This is a genomic window from Chryseobacterium soldanellicola, from assembly GCF_900100115.1.
Taxonomy (GTDB): Bacteria; Bacteroidota; Bacteroidia; order Flavobacteriales; family Weeksellaceae; genus Chryseobacterium; species Chryseobacterium soldanellicola.
The window spans coordinates 678162-699846 of the sequence record NZ_FNKL01000003.1; the positions used below are offsets into that span (position 1 = coordinate 678162).

Consider the following 21685-nt stretch of genomic DNA (forward strand, 5'->3'; position numbering starts at 1 on the left):
GGGGCGGCAAAGCCGCCCCGAAACTTTTTATTTCGTTGATGTTTTTCGTTGGGCTTCACCCAACGCTGGATAAGTCGTCACTTTGTGGCCGATCAGCCTGACACGTTAATATCATTACGCAAAAAATTAGTCTCAGAAATATCAGGCTGAGCGAAGTCGAAGCCTTAACTTGTAACTCATCACTAATAACTTACAACTCATAACTAATAACTTACAACTCAGTCATTGGATCCCAAAACAGTTTTTTAAAATTTTTAATTCTAAAATTCTCAACTTCAATTCCTTCTGCTTCCAGTTTTTTTTGAAATTCCGGAACAGACAAAGTTCCCGAACTGGAAATTACACGATGTGCAGGAACATCTTTCGGGCAGCCTCCCATCGCTTTTCCGACATGGCGTGAATGATTGGGATAGCCCACAGCTTTTGCGATGGCTCCGTAGCTGGTTACTCTTCCTTTGGGAACGAGTTTTGTAATTTCCCAGACTTGTTGTTTAAATATTTCGTCCATTTTTTGTTTTGCATTATTTTTGAATCTCTTTTCTAAATCCAATCACTAAAAATATAAAGTTATGAAAAAATCATTTTTTAGATTCATCAATAAAATCAATAAAGCGATTTTACCGAAATTAAGTGATAAAGATCCTATGAAACTGACAAAATTTCAAAAAGGAATTCTGGCATACCGATATTTCGTGCTGGTAAATTCTCTGGACTGACCGTTTTGCGTGAGGGATATGGAGGGCGCGAGCGAAGCGAGTGGTACAAAGTACCGGAACGAAGTGGAGCCCGGAGAAGCCCGACCCGAGCTTTGGGATTGCTTTGGAGAGGGGCACGCCCATATTTCCCACAGATCGCACAGATTTGCACAGATGTCCGCGTTACATTTTCTGGTGGGAAAATTTTTATTTGATATTATTTTTAATCGCTTATAGCACTCATATTTACATAAATAAACACAATCATCTGTGCAAATCTATGATCTGTGGGCAATAAAAAACGCCCAACAAAATTGGACGTTTATATAACTTTAAGCTTCAGACTTTTGTCTTTCCACTTTATTAATTCTCTAAAATGTATGAGAACATCAATGGCGCACAGATCGTAGCATCACTTTCAACGATAAATTTCGGTGTAGTGATATCAAGCTTTCCCCAAGTGATTTTCTCGTTCGGAACCGCTCCTGAATACGAACCGTAAGAAGTCGTAGAATCCGAAATCTGACAGAAATACGACCAGAATGGAATGTCATGCATTTCCATATCCTGATACAACATCGGAACCACACAAATCGGGAAATCTCCTGCGATACCTCCACCGATCTGGAAGAATCCAACGCCTTTTCCACTTGAGTTTTTCGTGTACCAATCTGCCAGATAGGTCATATATTCGATACCTGATTTCATTGTTGTAGCCTTCAGTTCACCTTTAATACAGTAAGAAGCAAAGATGTTCCCCATAGTAGAATCTTCCCATCCCGGAACCACGATCGGTAAGTTTTTCTCTGCCGCAGCGATCATCCAAGAGTTTTCTCTGGGAATCTCGTAATACTGCTCCAAAACTCCCGAAAGGATCATTTTATACATAAATTCGTGCGGGAAATATCTCTCCCCCTTCGCCTCTGCATCCTTCCAGATCTCAACAATGTGTTTTTGCAATCTTCTGAAAGCCTCTTCTTCAGGGATGCAAGTATCTGTCACTCTGTTAAGTCCCCTTTCCAAAAGATCCCACTCATCCTGGGCTGTCAAATCTCTGTAATGAGGCACTCTTTCGTAGTGAGAATGCGCCACAAGATTCATCAGATCTTCTTCAAGATTTGCCCCGGTACAAGAAATAAAATCTACTTTATCCTGACGGATCATCTCAGCAAGGATTTTCCCCAACTCAGCAGTAGACATTGCTCCCGCCAAAGTGATCATCATCTTTCCACCCTCTTTAAGGTGTGCAACATAGCCTTTAGAAGCGTCTACTAGCGCCGCTGCATTGAAGTGCAGATAATATTTTTCTATGAATTCGGTAATCGGTTTGTTCATTTTTTTAATTTTTGCAAAGATAAAACTTAAAAACGGAATGTAGCAGCCGCTATTTAAAATTTGAAACGTCTGTTTTCTTTTTTCTCAGAAATTTTCTTTTTGGTATCGAGCCTTTTTTCTTTTTTTGCCCTGGAAGGCTTTGTAGCGATCCTTGTTTTTGGAACAATTAAAGCTTTATCAACGATTTCAAGAATTTTTTCAATCGATTTGTTTTTATTCATTAATTGTGTTCGGCTTTCGGAAACGGTTAAGAATAAAAAACCTTCTGCATTGATTCTGTTTTTTAATTTTTCTTGAATTAAAGTTTTCTGCCTTTCATTAAAAAATTCGGACTCATCGACTTTCCAAAGCACGGTAACCGAGGTTTCAACTTTATTCACGTTTTGCCCGCCTGCGCCACTGCTGCGGGAAGTTTTGAAGCTGAGCTCTTTTGAAAAGTCTTTCATTTTAATTCGCTTTTATTTACCTATAATTTTAGTTAATTCAAGGCGGTTTACCTTTCCATTTGGAGTTCTTGGGATTTTATCCATAAAAACAATATCTTTTGGCTTATGAAAATTTTTCTCAAACGGAATTTCATTTATTTTCTTAATTAAATCTTCTGATTTTTCTCCTTCAATTATTAGCATCAATTTTTGTCCCAAACTTTCATCATTAATTCCTAAAAAAACAACTTCATTCGGAATTTCTTTTTTTACTAAAGCTTCCAGCTGTTCAGGAAAAATTTTCGCTCCTCCGGAATTAATTACGTTATCTATTCTTCCTAAAAACTTAAATTGCTTTTTATTTTTAATTTCAACTAAATCATTAGTTTGCAAAATTTCGGAATTTACGTTCGGCGCAAAAATTTTCAGGCACCCTCTTTCATCAGTAGAAATTGTAACATTTTCAAAAACTGTAAAATATTCTTCGGATTGCGACGAAATTTGTTTTAAAGCAATGTGAGAAAGGGTTTCCGACATTCCGTAGGTCTCGTAGATTTTGGTTTGAGGGTTTGAGGATTTAAGAGTTTGGGTAATTTTTGATTTTAAAGATTCGGAAACTGCTGCTCCGCCGATAATCAGATTTTTAATTAAATGTAATTTATCAAGTGAATTTTCAACCTGCAAAGGCGTCATTGCACAAAAATCGACCTCATCATTGATGTTTTCAAGAGGTTTTAAGGATGGATCAGCAACAATTAATTTTAATTTTCTTTCAACAGAGCGTACAACCATCATTTTTCCGGAGATATATTCTATAGGAAGGCAGATCAAAGCTGAATTTCCCTGTTTTAATCCTAAGAAATTACAGGTCATCACCGCAGAATTGACCATTTTCTTTTTTTCAATTTTAAAAACTTTCGGAACTCCCGTAGAACCCGAGCTCTGAACTTTTACCGTTTCTGAATCTGAAAACCATTCTTCTGTAAAAAAGATCACTTTTTTTTCAAATTCTGTCTTTGAATGTAAATTATTAATTTTGAGATTATTGTAGTCTATCACCATATTTGCCGTCTCTAAAAACTTATGTAAATGTAAAAAAAACTTTTATTTTTTTTGGAAATAAAGAAAAAAGCTGTAAATTTGCATCACCAAAATAAAACAGACCTATAGTGTAACGGTAGCACTCCGGTTTTTGGTACCGTCAGTCGGGGTTCGAATCCCTGTGGGTCTACAAACCATCCAAATTGGATGGTTTTTTTTGTTTTAAGCCTTTTCTATTCTGAAAATCTTTAATATACATTAAATCAGACATACCACAATACTATAAATTGTACGCTTTTTTCCACAAGGATGTAAAGAAATTATTACAGTCGATTTTGACAGGAAAGATTTTATTATAATAATTTTACGTTCGAAAAGAAAACACTTACATCACGATACTTATTAATTATTTATATGAAAATATATTAAATAATTCTGCACCGTTCACAAACGCTTAACAAAATAAAATACAACTTAATTTCACTCTTTACAATGAGAAAAAAAATTCCTCTTTTATGCTTACTATTGAGTATTAAAGCATTCTCTCAGGTTGGGATAAATACATCAGATCCTAAAGCTGCACTGGATGTTGTTTCCAGCCAAAGCGGAATTCTGATTCCCAGAATGACAGCCGCTCAAATAGAGCAAATCACCGTTCCTACTGATGGCGAATTGGTTTTTAGCACGACAAATACAGGAACCACGGTTAATCTGATAGGTTTCTGGTTTCATGACGGAACAAGCTGGAAACCTCTTGTCGCAACAAGTTCTGCAGGTATTAATATTTACAGCTCAAACGGAACGCTTAACAGCAATAGAATTGTTAGTCTGGACAGTCATGACCTGAATATCGGCCCTGATAAATTATTCATATCAGGAAATACAGCCGGTAATGTAGGTGTAATGACTGCAACACCCTCACAAAAATTAGATATCAATGGCGGAATGAGAATCCGTACCTTACCTAAAGGAAATGTATTGACTACTGCCACTGGTGTTTTAACAACCGATGCAGCTTTAGTTTATCATTATGGAGATATGAGATATTCTTCAGTGACCACAGATCATGAAGGCTGGTATTTACTGGATGGAAGAGCATTATCAGCATTACCGGCAAGCGCCCAGACACGAGCTGCAAGCTTAGGTATTACGGGAACACTTCCCAATGCTGCAGGGAAATATATGAAACAAGGTACACCAGGAACAACAACCGGAGCAGCCAGCGTAACACTTACTCAAGGAAATGTACCTAACTTTACACTGAGTGGTAACACAACAACTGTAAGCCACAGCCATAATCTGATAAGCCCCGGAAATACAGTGGTAAGAGGTACGGATATCCTTCAGGATCCTGCCGGTGACTCCAATGTGTGGCAATTAGCCGGTGGAGCAGCACCTGGTTCTATAGGAGCCAACCAGACTTATATATCCTCCGCAGCTGGAGCACACTCTCATACTGTAACCATACCAACCGGAGGAACGGCAACACCTATTACGTTAAATCCTAATTATATTCAGCTGAATTATTTTATTTATTTGGGTAATTAATTAATAAAAAAACTATATGCTAACCAGAACTACAATAAAAATTATATCTTTTTTGTATCTTTTCTTATTGACTGATGCAAAAGCCCAAGTGGGAATAGGAACCCCGAATCCAAAGGCTGCGCTAGATATCACGTCTACAACCCACGGATTATTAATTCCCAGGGTAACTGCAGCCGAAGCAGAAGCAATCAGCAATCCTAAGCTTGGCGAATTGGTATATGCAACAACCAATACAGGAACTACCATTAATAAAACCGGATTCTGGTATTATGACGGTTCTGTATGGAAACCTTTCGGAGCCGCTTTACAAATAAATGTAGACCTTTATAATGGTGACGGAACCTTAGCTGCCAACAGAACAGTGACCACAGGTGGAAACAACCTTTCTTTTGATTCAGATAAATTAGCAATACTTTCCACAGGTCAAAAAGTAGGGCTTGGAAATAATACCCCAGGGCACACTTTAGACATCAACGGAAATGCCCGCGTAAGAAATTTATCAAACGGAAATGTCGTAGCCTTAGCAGATGGAACCTTGGCTATTGGCCCTAAAGTACCTTATGGAACCGTAAAAGAATCCCTCCGTTCTACGGATCATAACGGTTGGTATAAGCTGGATGGCCGCGCATTAAACACTTTACCTGCCACTGCACAAACCAACGCAACTACATTGGGAATCAGCGGAACTTTAATTAATGCTAATAACCTTTTGATGAAGCAAGGTGCTACCTTAGCAACCGGAGGCTCTTCAAATGTTTCACTTCTGAGAGCAAACTTACCTAATTATAATATGACAGGTACAACCACTACAGCTGCCGATCATACTCATTCCGTATTAAGCGGAGGTCAAAACATGAATTCAGTAGCTGCAGGAAATGCATTTATTGTAAGAGCAGGACGAGGAACCGTGAGCACCAACACTGCAGTAGCACTAACTACAGCTGCCGATCATTTGCATACAGGAAATGCGGCATCCGGAGGAACAGGAGTCGCTCTTAATATTACACCGGAAAGCGTTACATATACTTATTTTATTTATCTGGGACAATAAATTGGAAATCATGAAAAAAATAATTATAACTTCTCTGTTTTTATCGGCATTATTTACCCCTTTAAAAGCACAGAGAGCCGTAGTCGGAGTTGGAACAAACTCTCCTCAAACAGTACTGGATGTCGTTTCCAATAAAAATGGAATTTTAATTCCCCGCCAGACTGCTTCACAGATCACCAATATTCAAAATCCTCAGGAAGCTGAACTGGTGTATTCGCTTACGGGTGATGGCGTGACAGTTAATCAGAAAGGGTTTTGGTTTTTCCGGTCAGGAGCATGGCATCCTCTATTAGACAATACTGCAAATACGAATAGCTTCTATACGACAGACGGCATTGTCAATTCAAACCGTATCATTACCCAAAATGGAAATTTTTTAGATATCGGTCCGGGATTATTCTATATTGACGGTACCACTTCACGAATCGGATTATTAACAAACGCTCCTACCCAGGCATTAGATGTAAACGGAGAAGTAAGAATTCAGACTTTAAACAGTGTAGGAAATGTTGTAGCCGACGCACAGGGTGTTTTACTTCATGATACTGCAGAATTTTTTGATATTGGTGATATAAAACCTTCATATAATACAGCGGATCATGACGGCTGGTATCTTCTTAACGGAAGAGCCATCACTTCACTACCTCAAACTGCTCAGAACAATGCGGCCAACATATTAGGGATAACGACATCCTTACCTGATGCTTCCGGCAGATATTCCATAGGAACAACGGCAACACCGGGAGGTATTACAGGAAATAATACGATAACACTTACCCGAAGCAATCTTCCGGCATTTAATTTCACCTATACTACAAACTTGGCGGGTGCGCACAGTCATACATTTACTTACCAAACAATCAGAACCAATACAGCCAACGGAGGCGGAAATAACATCCATGCCTATTGGTTATCCGGAGCTTTTGTAGGTGGAGGAAATTATCCGCAGAGCACCACCGGATTTCATTCCCACACTTATACAGCATCATCCGGAGGAAATTCTGATCCGGTTGATATCAGGCCAAGTGCCCTAAATGCCAATTATTTTGTGTATTTGGGCCAATAGTTTTAATATCATTAAGACATTCCTTTATAAATGTCTAACAGCTCAATAAGATTGGTTATTTTTAATTTATTATATACGCGCCTTTTATAGGTACCAACGGTAGACTCTTGGATATCAAGCACATTTGCAATTTCAAGGTTTCCGTTTCCTTTAGCCAAAAGATTAAAAACCTGCAGTTCTCTTTCTGATAAGATTTCTGTGGGTTTCTTTCTTTTAAGCTCTTCGGAAACTATATTCACCATATTCTGTGAATAATAGTATCCTTCTTCCAAGACGGTTTCTACGGCCTTTACGAGTGTTTCGGGATCGCTTAGTTTATTTAGAAATCCGTTTGCACCTTCCTCAAAATACGGTAAAGCAATATTTTCTTTGTGGGAAGAAAAAATCAGTATCAAAATCTCTTTGCTTAATGCTTTTATTTCTTTAATCATAGCTTTAAATATGCTGCCGGGCAGCTCGAGATCAAGCATGAGAAGATCATACCTTTCTGTTTGTACCTTATGCTTTATTTCATCATAAGTTTCTGCAAAATCAATGGAAATATCGCCAAGTTTCTTTTCCAGAATCATGGCGGTCCCGACTCTCACCACATGATGATCGTCAGCAATTAATATTTTCTTAGTCATATATATATAAAAAGTGTTATTGCATATCCATAATAATTTTCACAATTGTTCCTTGGGGTATATTTTTCTGAAAAGATATTTCAGCATTAATTTTCGTAATCAGCTGAATCACCATATGCAGACCCAGGCCATAGTTTTTAAACACCGGACTTTTATAATTTGCAGGCTTAAAAAGATTCGAATAATATTCCATTTGCTCATGAGACATTCCGCTTCCGGAATCCTGAATACAAATTTCCACCTGGGCATTTTTAATGGCAGTTGTAATGATAATTTTACCATCAGAAGTATTTTTTACCGCATTATCAATAATATTATGAAAGATCACCAAAAGAATATTTCTGTTGATATTAATGCTCACATCATGATCACAAAAATTGTATAAAAAAGTGTTTTTATGTTTAGCAATTTCATCAAAAAGCATTTTTTTCTCTTCGATCAGATCATAAAGCTTAAACACCTCTTTTGTGGTATTTTCTTCCTTGTACAATTCTGTATATTCCTTTAGGCCAAGCGTGAATTTATACAGCTGCTCGGAGGTTTTGTAAATGCTGTCAAAATATTTTTTCTGTGTTTTGGCATCATCAGACTCATGCAATTCCTGTGAAAGAAGCGCAATAAACCTCACCGGAGTCGTAATATCATGGCTTATGCTTTCTATCAGCTTTTTCTGATAATCAGATTCGTTTTTTAATTGATTTTTTGTGATTTCGAGATTGGTATTGCTTTCGCGAAGCTGTTTATTTTTGGTGTGAAGGGTATTTTTTAAGGCTTTGTTTTTTATCCATAAAAGCTTCGTTATTCCAAGGATTATGGCTAATAAAACGGTTATACTCAACAGGAAAATAAAGATTTTAAATAAGGCAGTCTGATAAAAGTAAGCTTCAATCTCAATGGGAAGGCTTTTATAGATAAATTTCCCGCCATCCGATAAAAACCTTACCGTCAGTTTATATTCGCCGGGTTTGAGATTTGTTAAACGAAATTGTTTGTCATTTTTAATATCTACCCATTGATTATATTCGCTGTTTTCGAGCTTTGCCTGTAAATAAATATTTTCAAGATTTGAGAAATAAGGAATGTCAATATAAACATCTGCTATTTTATATTCTTTTTCAAGGAAAAGCTTATCTTTAAAATGAATCTTTTTCCCATCGATCTTTACTCTTTCAATAAAAATATTTCGAGGATTTGGATAATATTTTCTGATCTCATGAGGCTTAAAAAACACAAAACCCTGCATGGAAGAAAAAACAAATTCACCGTCATTTAAATTATTGGCGCAGGGAAATGTTCCGGTTCCGTTAAACTCATTATTTAAAAAACCATTTTCGGTTGTGTAGCGATAATAGGTAACCAAACCCTTCCCGGTTTGCGCATAATTGAGCAGGCTTTTTTTATTTACCCTGAATAATCCGTTGTTGGAAGAAATCCAGAAATCAGAATTTTTGTCTTCCAAAATATAATGCGCACTCGAAATATAATCGTTTTTATCGCCGGGCATTTTAATAATTTCGTTGTTTTTCAACAAATAAAAACCTCTGTTGAATGTTGTAAACCAGATATTTCCGTCTTTTGTCCTTAAAATATGCTTTACCGGAATATCTTTTCCGATCTTTTTAATCAATTTATTCTTTGAAACAGAAAAAACGTATAACCCATTGCTGCTTCCGAGATAAATTTGGTCTTTATCATACTGTAAGGCCGCATTTATACTTTCTTTAAACGGAATAATTGTGTTTATTTTCTTAAAATTATCATGGTCAAAAATATAGAGATACCAAAGTTTAGTATCAGAAACGGAAGCCAAATACATGTTGCCGGCCTTGAGCAATGCATCAATTTTTTTATTTTCAAAGAAAACAGAATCATGCTTTTTAAACTGATCTTTTTTGTACCTTCTGTGAATAGAATTGTTTTCCCGGTAAATCAAATTTCCGGAATCGTCTGAAAAAATGTAGCGTCTATCATAAGATTCTCGGGTATAAAATACCTTTTCAGCTTTGTTTTTATAATACCGTATCCCTTCTGAGGTAATAACGGAAGAATCACCGAACGGAATGGATCCGTACTTTACTTCATCTTCATAGGGCAGGTTTTTGGTAGAAACATAGAATTTAGAAGAGCTCACTATTTTGAGCCCGTTAATGGGGCTTCCGATGAATAATTTACCCGAATCATCATCATAAAACATAGCGCCGGCAAGATCTTTATCAATATTTTTATATTCTGCTAAAAATGTAAGGCTGAGTTTTCCCTTCGAAAAATAACTTCTGTAAATATTTCCGTGATTGATCATGAAAACCTGATTGGTAAGCTGTTGCCAGTATATTTTCGTCTCCGGATCGTTGTAAATCGATGCTGCGTTTATGGAAGATAAATTTCCTTTGTATATCTGGAGAAGCTTTCGGTTTTTACCATCACTTATAAAAATATGGTCATCATGTACAAATACTTTTTTCAGCCTGTAATGAGGAAAATCAAGCGGTAAAAGGGTTCTTTTTTTACTTTTTTTATCTAAATAGGTAACCGAATTATTTTCAAAATAATAAATCCCATCCTGTAATTCAATAAAATAACAATGAATGTAAGACCCAAATCTTACAATAATATTATTTTTAATAAATCTTTTATATCTTTTGTTATCAACAGACCATTCCGTTTTATAGGGAGTATTGACAGAAGTCGCCTTAGGCACTCTTTTTGAAATAAGCGCGGCATCTCTTTCCAGATCATTACAGATGATGACGCTGTCTTTTTTTTTATTTCCGTTGAAATCACTAAAACTTAGATTTTTAAATTTAAAATTTCGATACTGAATGAATTTTGTTCCGTCATATCTCAATATTCCGCCTTCTGTAGAAAGCCAGATAAAACCGTATTTATCTTTAAAAATATCTTTAATGCTGTTTTGGGGCAAACCATTATCCATACTATACGATTTTGAAGTATAGTTCTGTCCTTGAGCACCCGAAAAAATAAATAATATAATAAGGTAAAAATACTTCATCAAAAAAGCCCAGCATTAGTTTACACACAAATATATTATAGAAAATTAGATTTTTTGTAAATTTTTTTCCACAATATGTAGAATTATTTCTACATAATAAATTATTAATAAAAATTTCATTGTAATATCTTAGCAATAATAAAAATATTTGTTCCCAGCCCTTTATTGATCAGTCAGGCGTAATAACTATGAACACAAATTTTATTTAAAATCAGAAAGGCAGCATTTTCTTATGCAACACAGGAAAAGCTGTCTTTTTTATAGAATTATTTTTCAATACAAATTTAAGGCAATCAAAAATATTCTGTCTTTTCAGAAAGCAACATGAACAAAATTTATTTTTCCAAAAATTATAATTCTTTAATTATAAAATATTTGTATGGTTGATAACCGCATCTTTTGGATGTGGTTATTTTTATTTTAAGTAAATGAAATTTAAACTTAACAGTCCATTCATGCAGGGTTAATACTAATATCCTAATCTTGCAAAAATTTTTACAATGAAAAAAATCTTCCTTTTTTTTGCTCTTGCAATGGGATTGGCAAAGGCTCAGAATAATTCGGACCATGTAGTTTTAATAAGTATTGACGGCCTAAGACCCGAGTTTTATACAAACCCGGAATGGTCTATGGTGAATCTCAGACAAATGATGAAAAAAGGAGCGTACGCTAACGGAGTTCGCGGCTCTTTTCCCACTGTAACGTATCCTTCCCATACCACGATAGTGAGTGGCGTTTTACCTGCCAAGCACGGTATTTATTATAATACGCCGGTCCAGCCTCTGGGAATTACCGGTGAATGGTTTTGGTTTTATAAGGATATTAAAGTCCCGACAATCTGGAGCGCGGCAAAAGAAGCCGGCCTTACGACTGCCTGTGTAAGCTGGCCGGTAACAGTTGGAGCACCAATTACTTACAACCTACCGGAATATGTTTATCTTCCGAAAAATAAAGGAGAGAAAAAAGATGAGGTAAAGGCAATGAGCTTAGAATCAACACCAAAAGAGCTTTTCCAGGAAGTTCAGGATTATGCCGTGGGCAAATTCGGGGAATATGGGGCAAGCCTCGATCATACCGTGACTGATCAGAATAAGGCAAGAATGGCTGCTTATATTTTGAAGAGATATAAGCCTGCATTTTTAGCGCTTCATATTGCGGCTGTCGATCATTTTGAGCACGAGCAAGGAAGAGACGGCGATAAAGTGCGTTCCGCAGTTGCAGGAGCTGATGTGGCTATTAAAACATTAATTGACGCCGCAGCTGCAGCAGGAATTGATGAAAATACAACTTTCATTATCACGGGAGATCATGGTTTTGTAGACATTCATACGCAGTTTAATCCTAATGTCATGCTTGCAAAAGCCGGGTTATACAATAACGACAAAAAAGAAGACTGGAAAGCGTATTTTCAGGCAAGCGGAGGTTCTGCATTTTTACATTTAAAAAATCCTAATGACAAAGCAACTTTAAGCAAAGTAAATGAGCTTCTTACTAATTTACCGGCCGGATACAAAAAAATGTTCCATGTTCTGAATAAAGAACGGGTTGCAGAAGCTCAGGGAGATCCGACTGCTTCATTAGCTTTAGCGGCTTATCAGGGAATAAGCTTCGGAGCAACCGCCACCGGAGACCTGCTAAAAGCCGCAGACGGAGGAACACACGGCTATCTGCCGACAGATTTCAAAGAAATTCAAACAGGATTTGTAGCTTTTGGAAAGAATATTAAGCAGGGAACTGTACTTCCTTTAATGGGACAGGAAGATATTGCACCATTAATTGCATATTTATTAAATATCAATCTAAAAACAGACGGAATTCTCTATCCCGGATTATTAAATAAAACTAAATAACTTTAAATTTATTAAAATTAAAGGCTGTCCCGAGTGAGACAGCCTTTTTTTATTTTTTTCCAATTCAAAATTACAGAAACTCTTTTGGCACTGAAATATCATGCTGTTTCATATATTCCAAAAGATCATTGTACTTATCTTCAAAATCATGCGTATCGCATTTATGAGAAATGCCGCAAATATCGGAAGGTTTTATGTCTAAAATATCCGAAATTTTGTTTAATATTTCGAAATTAATCTTCACTTTGGCATTTTCAATATCAGAATAAGCTTTCTGTGAAATTCCCATCTCAAAAGCCATATATTCCTGTGTGAGATCTTTACTTCTCCTGATTTTCCTGATATTTTGTCCACATATTTTCATTGTGCCTGTTTTAGTAGTTTTCGGTATACTTTAGAAGCATATCTATTAGACTTAGACAAAGTTAGTGAATACCTTTGGCAAAACATTACAACAGTATATGATATTTATTTCAAATACATATTTGATTAAAAATTTACTCTAAAAAAAGGAATTAATATCAGTTCATACAACACTTTTGGATTATGGAGACGCAAAAATTTAATTATGACAATAATATTGTCAGAGCATTCCTTTATGCTACGATTACATTCGGTCTTGTAGGTTTTCTTTTAGGCCTTACAGCTGCTTTGATGCTTTTCTATCCTGAGCTTCCTGAGTTTTTATTCGGAACAGATGACACAACGATTCAGAGCTTAAGAAGCGGAAATATCCAAGGACTGATCAATACGCAGGGCGCTTTAGGATTCGGAAGAATCAGAATGCTGCATACAAGTGCCGTGATTTTTGCTTTTGTGTGTAATTCCTTCTTCTGCGGGGCTTATTACAGCATGCAGCGCTTATTAAAAACAAGAATGTACAGCGATACGCTTTCATGGATCCATTTCTGGACCTGGCAAATCATGATCATAAGTGTTGTCATCACTTTCTTACTGGGAATCAATACTTCAAAAGAATATGCTGAGCACGAATGGCCTATTGATATTTTAATTACAATTTCCTGGGTCGTTTTTGGGATTAATATGTTCGGAACGATCGCCAAAAGAAGAGTGAGACATCTTTACGTAGCCATTTGGTTTTTTATCGGAACATGGATCGCTGTTGCAATGCTTCATATTTTTAATAATTTAGAAATTCCTTTATCATTTACAGGCTGGAAATCCTATTCCATTTACGCCGGAGCAAAAGATGCGCTGGTACAATGGTGGTACGGTCATAATGCAGTGGCATTTGTGCTGACCACTCCAGTCTTAGGTTTGATGTATTATTTTTTACCAAAAGCGGCTGACAGGCCTGTATTTTCCTATAAATTATCAATTATTCACTTTTGGTCACTGATCTTCGTTTACCTTTGGGCGGGACCACACCATTTACAGTACACTGCGCTTCCGGCATGGGCTCAGGCGGTGGGAACAGGTTTCTCCATCATGTTGATCGCACCATCCTGGGGAGGAATGCTGAACGGACTTTTAACGTTAAGAGGAGCCTGGGATAAAGTAAGGGAAAATCCTATCCTGAAATTCTTCGTAGTTGCAGTAACCTGTTACGGAATGGCAACCTTTGAAGGACCTTTATTAGCCACAAAATCTTTAAATAAAATTGGTCATTACACAGACTGGGTAATTGGTCACGTACATATCGGCGCGCTTGGATGGAATGGTTTTATGGCATTCGGAATTATCTACTATCTCATTCCGATTATGTGGAGAACGCAGCTTTGGTCTAAAAAATTAGCCAATTGGCATTTCTGGCTGGGAACCTTAGGAATTATCTTCTACGCTGTTCCAATGTACATTTCAGGTTTCACGCAAGGTTTGATGTGGAAACAATTCAATCCGGACGGAACCTTATTATGGAAAAACTGGCTGGATACGGTGACTGCAATTATTCCTTACTATAAAATGAGATTTTTAGGTGGTCTATTTTATCTTTCGGGAGCTGTTTTAATGGTAATAAATGCTGTTAAAACCATTAAGCAAGGCTCATTTCAAAAAGATGTTCCCGCAGAAGCACCCGCTTTAGCCAATATCGGAACAACAAGAAAAGAAGGCGAAGGCGTGCACCTCTGGCTGGAAAGAACTCCGAAGTTATTATCAATTTTAGCCTTCATTACCATTGCTATCGGAGGCTTGGTGGAAATAATTCCAACCTTAGCTTTAAAGCAAAGTGTTCCAACTATTACGGCAGTAAAACCTTATTCTCCATTAGAATTAGAAGGACGGGATTTATACATCCGGGAAGGTTGCAATGCGTGCCATTCCCAAATGATAAGGCCTTTCAGAGATGAAATCGTGAGATTTAACGGTAAAAACGGGCAATATTCAAAAGCCGGAGAGTTTATTTATGACAGACCATTTCTTTGGGGATCAAAAAGAACCGGACCGGATCTTCACAGAGAAGGCGGCAGAAACCCGGATTCATGGCATTTTAAACACATGTACAATCCGAGAATCACATCAGCTGGATCGATTATGCCACGCTTTCCCTGGCTGATTACCAACAAGCTGGACCGTTCTAAAATGGTTGATAAAATAAAATTAATGAAAAGTTATTTTGAAGTGCCCTATACAAAACCAGAAATAGATTCCGCCGGTCAATGGGCTGACAATCAGTCGAAAGCTATTGTAAAAAGAATTTACGCCGAAGCAACCGACATAAAAGATCAGATGGAAAAAGAAAGAGCCACAAAAGGAGCATCATTTGTTCCGCTTGAGAAAAGAGAAATCGTAGCCATGATCGCTTATCTGCAAAGATTAGGAACAGACATAAAAACCAATCAGATTCAGACCGCAAGTGCAGAATAATTTTTAAAATGTATTAAAAATGAAAACGAGAACCCCAATTTCAATAATCATTGCCGGAACGATTGGTGTAACGATCATGGCATTTGAAATGTTCGCCGGCGAATCAGGATATTTCTCCTCTCCTTTTTTCTGGGCATTGATTTTAATTGCAATTATTCTCCTTTTAATCATGAATTCTATTGGAGATTTAGTGGAAAATGAAAATTTCAGCAGATTATCCGAAGAAGAGAAAAAGCAATATTTAACTGAAAAAAGTATCCCTTATTTTCAAAAACTCTGGAATTCAGCATTCAAAAAACAATCCGCAACTGATGAAAAAGACATTCTGATCGATCACGGTTTCGACGGAATTACCGAGCTCGATAATTCTTTACCAAAATGGTGGATCGGTCTGTTTTATTTCGGGTGCATTTTCTGTGTCGTGTATTTGACTGCCTTTGCGTTCACAGATTATGCTCATCCGGAAGCAGAATTAAATCAGGAAACCAAAATAATGCTCGCTTCCATCGAAGAATTTGAAAAGAATGCACCACAAATTAATCTTGAAACTGCAAAATACAATGCAGATCATATTGCTGAAGGCCAGGAATTATTTAAAACCAATTGCATAACCTGCCACGGAGACGGAGGAAAAGGAGGAATCGGACCTAATCTCACAGACAATCACTGGATTAATATCAAACAAAAAAGTTTATTTAAAAATGTAATCTGGATGCTCGAAAACGGCTCCCCAAACAATCCCGCGATGCGACCTTTTATCAAAGAAGGAACAATTACGGGAAGAGATGCCGAAAAAATTGCAGCCTATATTTATCACATCAATCAGGAAACCCCTTCTATCACTCAATCTCAGGGCGGTGCAGCGCCACAGGGAAAAGAAGTAAAATGGGAAAACGGAAACAATTAAAATTTATGATCTAACATATGCCACGCCTCCTTTTGGAAAAACCAACCTAACATTTGAGTTTTTCATGTTCATCCTTCAATAACAATATAAAAGGAGGCTTTTAAAACAAACAAAATCCGCGCTTTGGCTGCTGTTTCAGCTGTTCACTTAACTTCGACTAAACTAAATTCCATAAATTGGCAGTCAAGGCAGGATTTTTGTATTCAAAAGGGTATCATCACAAAGAACTATTAAATGATTATCTTTGTTTTAAACCCAATCACATTTGAAACTGAAATTTAAACCTAAAAAAATTCTGAAATGGACAGGAATAACCATTATCTCAATAGTGGTTTTATTGATCCTGCTTATCCTCAGTTTAAGACTTCCCGCGGTTCAGAATTATGTAAAAGACAAGCTCGTCGTCTATCTTGAAAAAAAAATCAAAACAAAAGTAAGTCTCGAAAGGGTTTATATAGGGTTTCCCAACAGTCTTATCATGGAAAATCTTTATCTGAAAGGGCAGGATATTGATACTCTTTTGGCTGTAAAAAAGCTTGATGTAGGCTTAAATATGCTTAAGCTCGTGAATTCCACGGCAGATATTACATCGGTAGACCTGGAAGGAGCCCGCGCCAATGTGGTAAGAAAAAAGGACGGAAAATTCAATTTTGATTATATTATTGATGCATTTGCGACTTCGGACAAAGAAGAGAGCCCGTCAAAACCGTTTATTATTTCTCTTGATAAAATTAATTTAAAAGATATCGGGGTTACTTTTAATGATCAGCAATCCAGAAATGACATCAAATTATATTTCAAATCGTTTGATACAAGGGTAAAAACTTTTGATTTAAATAATAATAAATACGCCGTTAATGATATTAATCTTGACGGATTAAAATTAAAGCTCAAACAGGACCTCATCGAAGAAGTTTCCAGGAAAGTTGAGAAAAAAGTTGATTCTTTGAACAATAAAAAACCAATGCAGATTGGTTTAAGAGGCATTAAACTAACGAATTTCGACATTGATTACGGTGATGACAATACCAAAACTTTCGCAAAGGTTTTATTTAAAGAATTAAGCACCAAAGTCAACAAGCTCGATCTTGAAAACAATGCCTACGATGTCGGAAACGTTGTTCTTTCAGGAGCAGATATTAATGCAAACCTTTATCTCCCGGCTCAGAATGCCAATCCGAAGAATACAGAAGAACCTGAGGTTTCAACAAATTCCGATAAAGAAAAAGCGATGAAGCTTCTTTTAGGAAAATTGGTTTTAAATGATGTAAAAGTAGCCTACAACAACACCGCCATAGCCCCCACAAAGCAGGGAATGGATTTCAACCACCTGAATTTCTCAAAAATGAATGTGGAAGTCCGCAATTTTAAAATGGAAAATAGTACGTTCGCCGGAACGGTAAATTCGGCGGAAATTCAGGAAGCGAGGGGCTTAAATATCCAAAAATTCAATACGGATTTTGTATATAATGAAAAGGAAGCTTATTTAAAAGATCTTTATTTGCAGACTCCGAAAACTTTGCTGCGTGATGAGGTTGTTTTAAATTATAATTCGATCCAGCAATTAAGCTCAAATCCGGGTGCTGTAAAAATTTCGGCTAATATTAAAGATTCCAGAATTGGTTTCTCTGATATTTTGAATCTGGTTCCCACTTTAAGAAATACCGCTCCGTTTAATAAATATGCAAATGCAATTTTAAATGTAAATGCCAATGTAAAAGGATATGTGAATGATGTACTGATCGACAATCTTAAAGTTTCAGGATTAGACCAATTGAGAGTGGCGGCATCAGGAAGAATCAAAAATGCCATGAATCCTGATCAGTTGTATTATGATCTGAGAATTACAGAATTATCTTCTTCGGCAAAAACGATTTTTAATTTAGTTCCGAAAAATACAATTCCTTCTACTATTTCTCTGCCTTCGCACATGAGCATCAAAGGAACAGCAAAAGGAACCACAAAAGTTGTCAATACCAACATCAACCTCTACTCTACCCTTGGAAATGCAGCGGTGGTTGCCCAAGTGGACATGAGGAAAAAAAATCACGAGCTATATGATGTAAAAGCCAACCTTCAAGGCTTACAAATTGGAAAAATCATTCAAAATAAAGATATCGGGCCAATCTCGGCACAAATTTCCGCGAAAGGAGAAAGCTTTGATTTTAAAAATGCAAAAGCCGACTTGAAAGGTCACGTTGCATCGGCCGTTTACAAACGATACCGTTATCAGAACATGAATCTTACGGGAAAAATTAACCGTGGAGCTTACAATATTGTTTTAAACTCAAAAGATCCGAATGCTAATTTATTTTTAACCGCTTCCGGAGTTTATAACGAAAAAAATCCTAGCGTAAAAATCAATGGTGAAGTCATCAAATTAGATGTCAACAAGCTTGGCTTCTACGAAAAACCAATGATCGTCGCCGGGAAAATCGACGGTAATTTCACAAGCTTAGACCCTGATAATCTAAACGGTTATCTGAATTTAAAAGACTTTGCTTTTTCTGATACTAAAGAAGTTTATCCTGTTCAGGAAATCAATTTGAAGGCATCTTCAACCAATGATTCTACCAATATTGTTTTCAATTCGCAGATCGCGGATGTAGAATTAAAAGGAAAATATAAGCTGACACAGATCTTCGGTTCTTTAGCACAAACCATCAATCAATATTATCAGTTCCAGAAACCCGGAAAAGCTGAGAAAATTCAGGCCGGACAGTTTTTTACCTTTAATGCAAGAATTAAAAATGATGATCTGATCAGAAAATTTGTTCCGGATCTGAAAAGTTTTGAAACTATAAATTTAGTTGGAAATTATGATGCAGATTCACAGAAAATCGAAATTGACGGACAGATTCCGCAGCTTCTTTATGGTGAGAATTCCATTGAGAATGCGACTTTAAAAGTTACCAACGAAAATCAGGCTTTACAGTATAATCTGAATGTCGCCGCATTAAAAAGTTCAAGTTTAGCTTTAAATAAAATCAATATCGGCGGTGATGTTTCCAATAATATCATCAATTATAATATTACAACGAAGGACGAAAAGGATGCCACGCAATTCCTGATCGCAGGAAATGCAAAATCACTGAATGACATTACGGAAATTTCGTTAAATCCGAATGGCTTAAAATTAAATTATAATGACTGGACCGTTGCCGAAAACAACAAAATCCAGATCAGCAGTAAAGGAATTTTCGCTGATAATTTCAGGCTTTCAAATGCAGGAAGTGAGATTTTATTACAATCGGAAAACCAGTCTCCCAATTCTCCTTTAAATATTTCGTTGAAAGATTTTAAAATTGAAACGATCACCGAACTTATTAAAAAAGACACCGTTTTAGCAAAAGGAACCATCAACGGAACGGCACAGTTGCGCGATGTGACGAAAAATATGACATTTAATTCTGACTTAAATATTTCAGATTTAATTGTTTACGGAAGTCCGGTTGGAAACCTTAAGGCGAAGGTAAATAATACTTCAGCCAACGTTATAAATGCTGATGTTGCCCTTTCGGGAAATAACAATGATGTGAAAATTCTGGGCGATTACAATACTTCTTCCAACACATTTGACCTGAATATGGCGATCAGTCAACTTCAGATGAAATCCGTACAAGGATTTTCTATGAACGCGATCACGAATACGGAAGGTTATCTTTCCGGAAACTTGAAAATTACAGGAAGTACTGACAAACCTAATATTTTAGGAAAAGTAAAATTCAATGACGTTGGACTGGAAATCACACAGACAGGAAGTGATTTCAGAAAACTGAATGATGAAATAGATTTTACAAACCGCGGAATCGAGTTTGATAATTTTAAAATCAATGATAAGGACGGAAATTCTTTAAAGGTCAACGGACAGGTTTTAACCCAAACGTACCGGGATTTTGCCTTTAACCTTGATGTGAATGCAAAAGATTTCAAAGTTGTGAACTCAGAAAAGTCTGATGATGCCATCATGTACGGAATTCTGGCGATCGATGCCGCATTGCAGGTTCGCGGAAATTTAGACTTGCCAAAAGTTGACGGAAGACTGGCTGTTTCCGATAATACGGACTTCACTTTTGTGCTTCCTCAAAGCAGTCCGTCATTGCAGGAAAGAGATGGAATCGTTGAGTTTATCGATCAGGATCAGGTCGTTTTAAACAAAACCATTAAAGCCGATTCTTTAAAAGCGCAAAGCCGCATTAAGGGAATGGACGTGAACGTGAATATCGAAGTAAGCAAAGAAGCAAAAATGTCAATCGTTATTGACAAAGCCAACGGAGATTTTGTAAAGCTTCAGGGTGAAGCGCAATTGACAGGCGGAGTCGATCCATCGGGAAAAACCACGCTTGTCGGTGTTTATGAAGTAGAAAAAGGAGCCTACGAAATGTCTGTCAGTCTTCTGAAACGTAAATTTGATATCCAAAAAGGCAGCACAATTACCTGGACTGGCGAGCCGACGGCCGCCACTTTAGATATTACCGCCGTTTATAAAACCGAGGCGGCACCAATTGACCTTGTCGAGCAACAGGTAAGCGGCGAAGATGCTTCTGTAATGAATCAGTTTAAACAAAGAATTCCTTTCAATACTTTATTAAAAATGAAAGGCGAATTGCTAAAACCTGAAATCACCTTTGATATTACAACCGATGAAAAAAACAATGCCGTTTCTTCAACCGTAACGGATGTTGTGGATCAAAAACTTACACAGCTCAGAACCGAGGAATCGGAAATGAATAAGCAGGTTTTCGCTTTATTGTTATTAAATCGTTTCATTGGGGAAAATCCGTTTGAATCCGGCGCGGGAATGTCTGCGGAAGCGATGGCAAGACAGAGTGTGAGTAAAATCCTTTCCCAACAGCTGAATAATCTTGCATCCGGCTTAATCAAAGGTGTTGATCTGGATCTCGGTCTGGACTCTTCGGAAGACTATTCAACCGGACAGAAGAATACAAGAACCGATCTGAATGTAGGCATCAGCAAAAAATTACTGAATGACCGCCTGAAAGTTTCGGTGGGAAGTAATTTTGCCCTCGAAGGCGATGCCCGCCAGAATGAAAGCACCACCAATATTGCAGGAGATGTAACGGTAGATTACAGCCTTTCAAAAGACGGAAGATATATGCTTCGGGCTTATCGTAAAGATGAATATCAGGTGGCTCTTCAAGGGCAGATCATTGAAACGGGAGTTGGATTTATCATTACGTTAGATTACGATAAATTCCGTGAGATTTTCCAGAAATCAAAAAGAGACAGACGCAAAAAAGAAAACAAAAAGAATCAGGTGGTGGAATTTAAGTAGATGCCAGAT

At 36.9% G+C, this 21685-nt stretch carries 15 protein-coding genes and 1 tRNA gene; 9 read left to right on the top strand and 7 right to left on the bottom strand.

Annotation, left to right across the window (positions count from 1 at the left end; genetic code table 11):
• Positions 1-211: 211 nt before the first annotated feature.
• A complete protein-coding gene (locus BLT04_RS12610; protein ID WP_089756434.1) occupies positions 212-508 on the bottom strand; it encodes an MGMT family protein in 297 nt (98 codons plus the stop codon).
• A 61-nt stretch (positions 509-569) separates the two neighbouring features.
• On the opposite strand from BLT04_RS12610, the gene BLT04_RS18925 reads away from it, so the two are divergent.
• A complete protein-coding gene (locus tag BLT04_RS18925) occupies positions 570-716 on the top strand; it encodes a hypothetical protein (protein ID WP_170828476.1) in 147 nt (48 codons plus the stop codon).
• 342 nt (positions 717-1058) lie between these two features.
• On the opposite strand, the gene BLT04_RS12620 is transcribed toward BLT04_RS18925, so the two are convergent.
• The 3 genes from BLT04_RS12620 to BLT04_RS12630 are packed head-to-tail and all read right to left on the bottom strand — an operon-like array spanning position 1059 to position 3517.
• A complete protein-coding gene (locus tag BLT04_RS12620; RefSeq protein WP_089756153.1) occupies positions 1059-2030 on the bottom strand; it encodes a deoxyhypusine synthase family protein in 972 nt (323 codons plus the stop codon).
• A gap of 53 nt (positions 2031-2083) precedes the next feature.
• Positions 2084-2476, bottom strand: a complete 393-nt coding sequence (arfB, locus tag BLT04_RS12625) for an alternative ribosome rescue aminoacyl-tRNA hydrolase ArfB (RefSeq protein ID WP_089756154.1) — start codon at positions 2474-2476, stop codon at positions 2084-2086.
• 12 nt (positions 2477-2488) lie between these two features.
• On the bottom strand, positions 2489-3517 hold the full coding sequence (locus tag BLT04_RS12630; protein ID WP_089756155.1) for an AMP-binding protein: 1029 nt from the start codon (positions 3515-3517) through the stop codon (positions 2489-2491).
• A 98-nt stretch (positions 3518-3615) separates the two neighbouring features.
• Between BLT04_RS12630 and BLT04_RS12635 the strand changes: the two genes are divergently transcribed.
• From BLT04_RS12635 to BLT04_RS12650, 4 genes are all read left to right on the top strand, one after another.
• A tRNA-Gln gene (locus BLT04_RS12635) sits at positions 3616-3686 on the top strand.
• A gap of 302 nt (positions 3687-3988) precedes the next feature.
• Positions 3989-5044: a hypothetical protein gene (locus BLT04_RS12640; protein WP_089756156.1), complete on the top strand. Its 1056-nt coding sequence runs from the start codon at positions 3989-3991 to the stop codon at positions 5042-5044.
• A 16-nt stretch (positions 5045-5060) separates the two neighbouring features.
• Positions 5061-6095, top strand: coding sequence for a hypothetical protein (locus BLT04_RS12645; protein WP_089756157.1), 1035 nt, complete (start codon positions 5061-5063; stop codon positions 6093-6095).
• Positions 6096-6105: 10 nt separating this feature from the next.
• Complete coding sequence (locus BLT04_RS12650) at positions 6106-7161, top strand: hypothetical protein (RefSeq protein ID WP_089756158.1); 1056 nt, start codon at positions 6106-6108, stop codon at positions 7159-7161.
• Positions 7162-7172: 11 nt separating this feature from the next.
• Here the strand turns inward: BLT04_RS12650 and BLT04_RS12655 are convergent, their stop codons facing one another.
• Entirely contained in the window at positions 7173-7787 is a 615-nt protein-coding gene (locus BLT04_RS12655; RefSeq protein WP_089756159.1) for a response regulator transcription factor, read from the bottom strand.
• 16 nt (positions 7788-7803) lie between these two features.
• The gene (locus BLT04_RS12660) at positions 7804-10719 is read right to left on the bottom strand and encodes a sensor histidine kinase (protein ID WP_228421945.1); all 2916 of its coding nucleotides are present in this window, start codon (positions 10717-10719) and stop codon (positions 7804-7806) included.
• Between the two features lie 578 nt (positions 10720-11297).
• Between BLT04_RS12660 and BLT04_RS12665 the strand changes: the two genes are divergently transcribed.
• Positions 11298-12647 carry an alkaline phosphatase family protein gene (locus tag BLT04_RS12665; RefSeq protein WP_089756161.1) on the top strand — a complete coding sequence of 450 codons (1350 nt, stop codon included), beginning with the start codon at positions 11298-11300 and terminating at the stop codon, positions 12645-12647.
• 70 nt (positions 12648-12717) lie between these two features.
• Here the strand turns inward: BLT04_RS12665 and BLT04_RS12670 are convergent, their stop codons facing one another.
• Entirely contained in the window at positions 12718-13011 is a 294-nt protein-coding gene (locus tag BLT04_RS12670) for a helix-turn-helix domain-containing protein (RefSeq protein WP_089756162.1), read from the bottom strand.
• Between the two features lie 182 nt (positions 13012-13193).
• Between BLT04_RS12670 and ccoN the strand changes: the two genes are divergently transcribed.
• From ccoN to BLT04_RS12685, 3 genes are all read left to right on the top strand, one after another.
• Positions 13194-15473, top strand: a complete 2280-nt coding sequence (gene ccoN / locus BLT04_RS12675; protein ID WP_089756163.1) for a cytochrome-c oxidase, cbb3-type subunit I — start codon at positions 13194-13196, stop codon at positions 15471-15473.
• A 19-nt stretch (positions 15474-15492) separates the two neighbouring features.
• A complete protein-coding gene (locus tag BLT04_RS12680; protein ID WP_089756164.1) occupies positions 15493-16380 on the top strand; it encodes a cbb3-type cytochrome c oxidase N-terminal domain-containing protein in 888 nt (295 codons plus the stop codon).
• Between the two features lie 265 nt (positions 16381-16645).
• Entirely contained in the window at positions 16646-21676 is a 5031-nt protein-coding gene (locus BLT04_RS12685; protein ID WP_089756165.1) for a translocation/assembly module TamB domain-containing protein, read from the top strand.
• The last annotated feature ends 9 nt before the right edge of the window (positions 21677-21685 follow it).

Bases quoted from the DNA above. Each gene is read 5' to 3' on its own strand.
- ccoN (WP_089756163.1), top strand. From the start codon at position 13,194: ATGGAGACGCAAAAATTTAATTATGACAATAATATTGTCAGAGCATTC.
- BLT04_RS12645 (WP_089756157.1), top strand. From the start codon at position 5,061: ATGCTAACCAGAACTACAATAAAAATTATATCTTTTTTGTATCTTTTC.
- BLT04_RS18925 (WP_170828476.1), top strand. From the start codon at position 570: ATGAAAAAATCATTTTTTAGATTCATCAATAAAATCAATAAAGCGATT.
- arfB (WP_089756154.1), bottom strand. From the start codon at position 2,476: ATGAAAGACTTTTCAAAAGAGCTCAGCTTCAAAACTTCCCGCAGCAGT.
- BLT04_RS12610 (WP_089756434.1), bottom strand. From the start codon at position 508: ATGGACGAAATATTTAAACAACAAGTCTGGGAAATTACAAAACTCGTT.
- BLT04_RS12660 (WP_228421945.1), bottom strand. From the start codon at position 10,719: ATGGATAATGGTTTGCCCCAAAACAGCATTAAAGATATTTTTAAAGAT.
- BLT04_RS12640 (WP_089756156.1), top strand. From the start codon at position 3,989: ATGAGAAAAAAAATTCCTCTTTTATGCTTACTATTGAGTATTAAAGCA.
- BLT04_RS12655 (WP_089756159.1), bottom strand. From the start codon at position 7,787: ATGACTAAGAAAATATTAATTGCTGACGATCATCATGTGGTGAGAGTC.
- BLT04_RS12680 (WP_089756164.1), top strand. From the start codon at position 15,493: ATGAAAACGAGAACCCCAATTTCAATAATCATTGCCGGAACGATTGGT.
- BLT04_RS12670 (WP_089756162.1), bottom strand. From the start codon at position 13,011: ATGAAAATATGTGGACAAAATATCAGGAAAATCAGGAGAAGTAAAGAT.
- BLT04_RS12620 (WP_089756153.1), bottom strand. From the start codon at position 2,030: ATGAACAAACCGATTACCGAATTCATAGAAAAATATTATCTGCACTTC.
- BLT04_RS12665 (WP_089756161.1), top strand. From the start codon at position 11,298: ATGAAAAAAATCTTCCTTTTTTTTGCTCTTGCAATGGGATTGGCAAAG.
- BLT04_RS12630 (WP_089756155.1), bottom strand. From the start codon at position 3,517: ATGGTGATAGACTACAATAATCTCAAAATTAATAATTTACATTCAAAG.
- BLT04_RS12650 (WP_089756158.1), top strand. From the start codon at position 6,106: ATGAAAAAAATAATTATAACTTCTCTGTTTTTATCGGCATTATTTACC.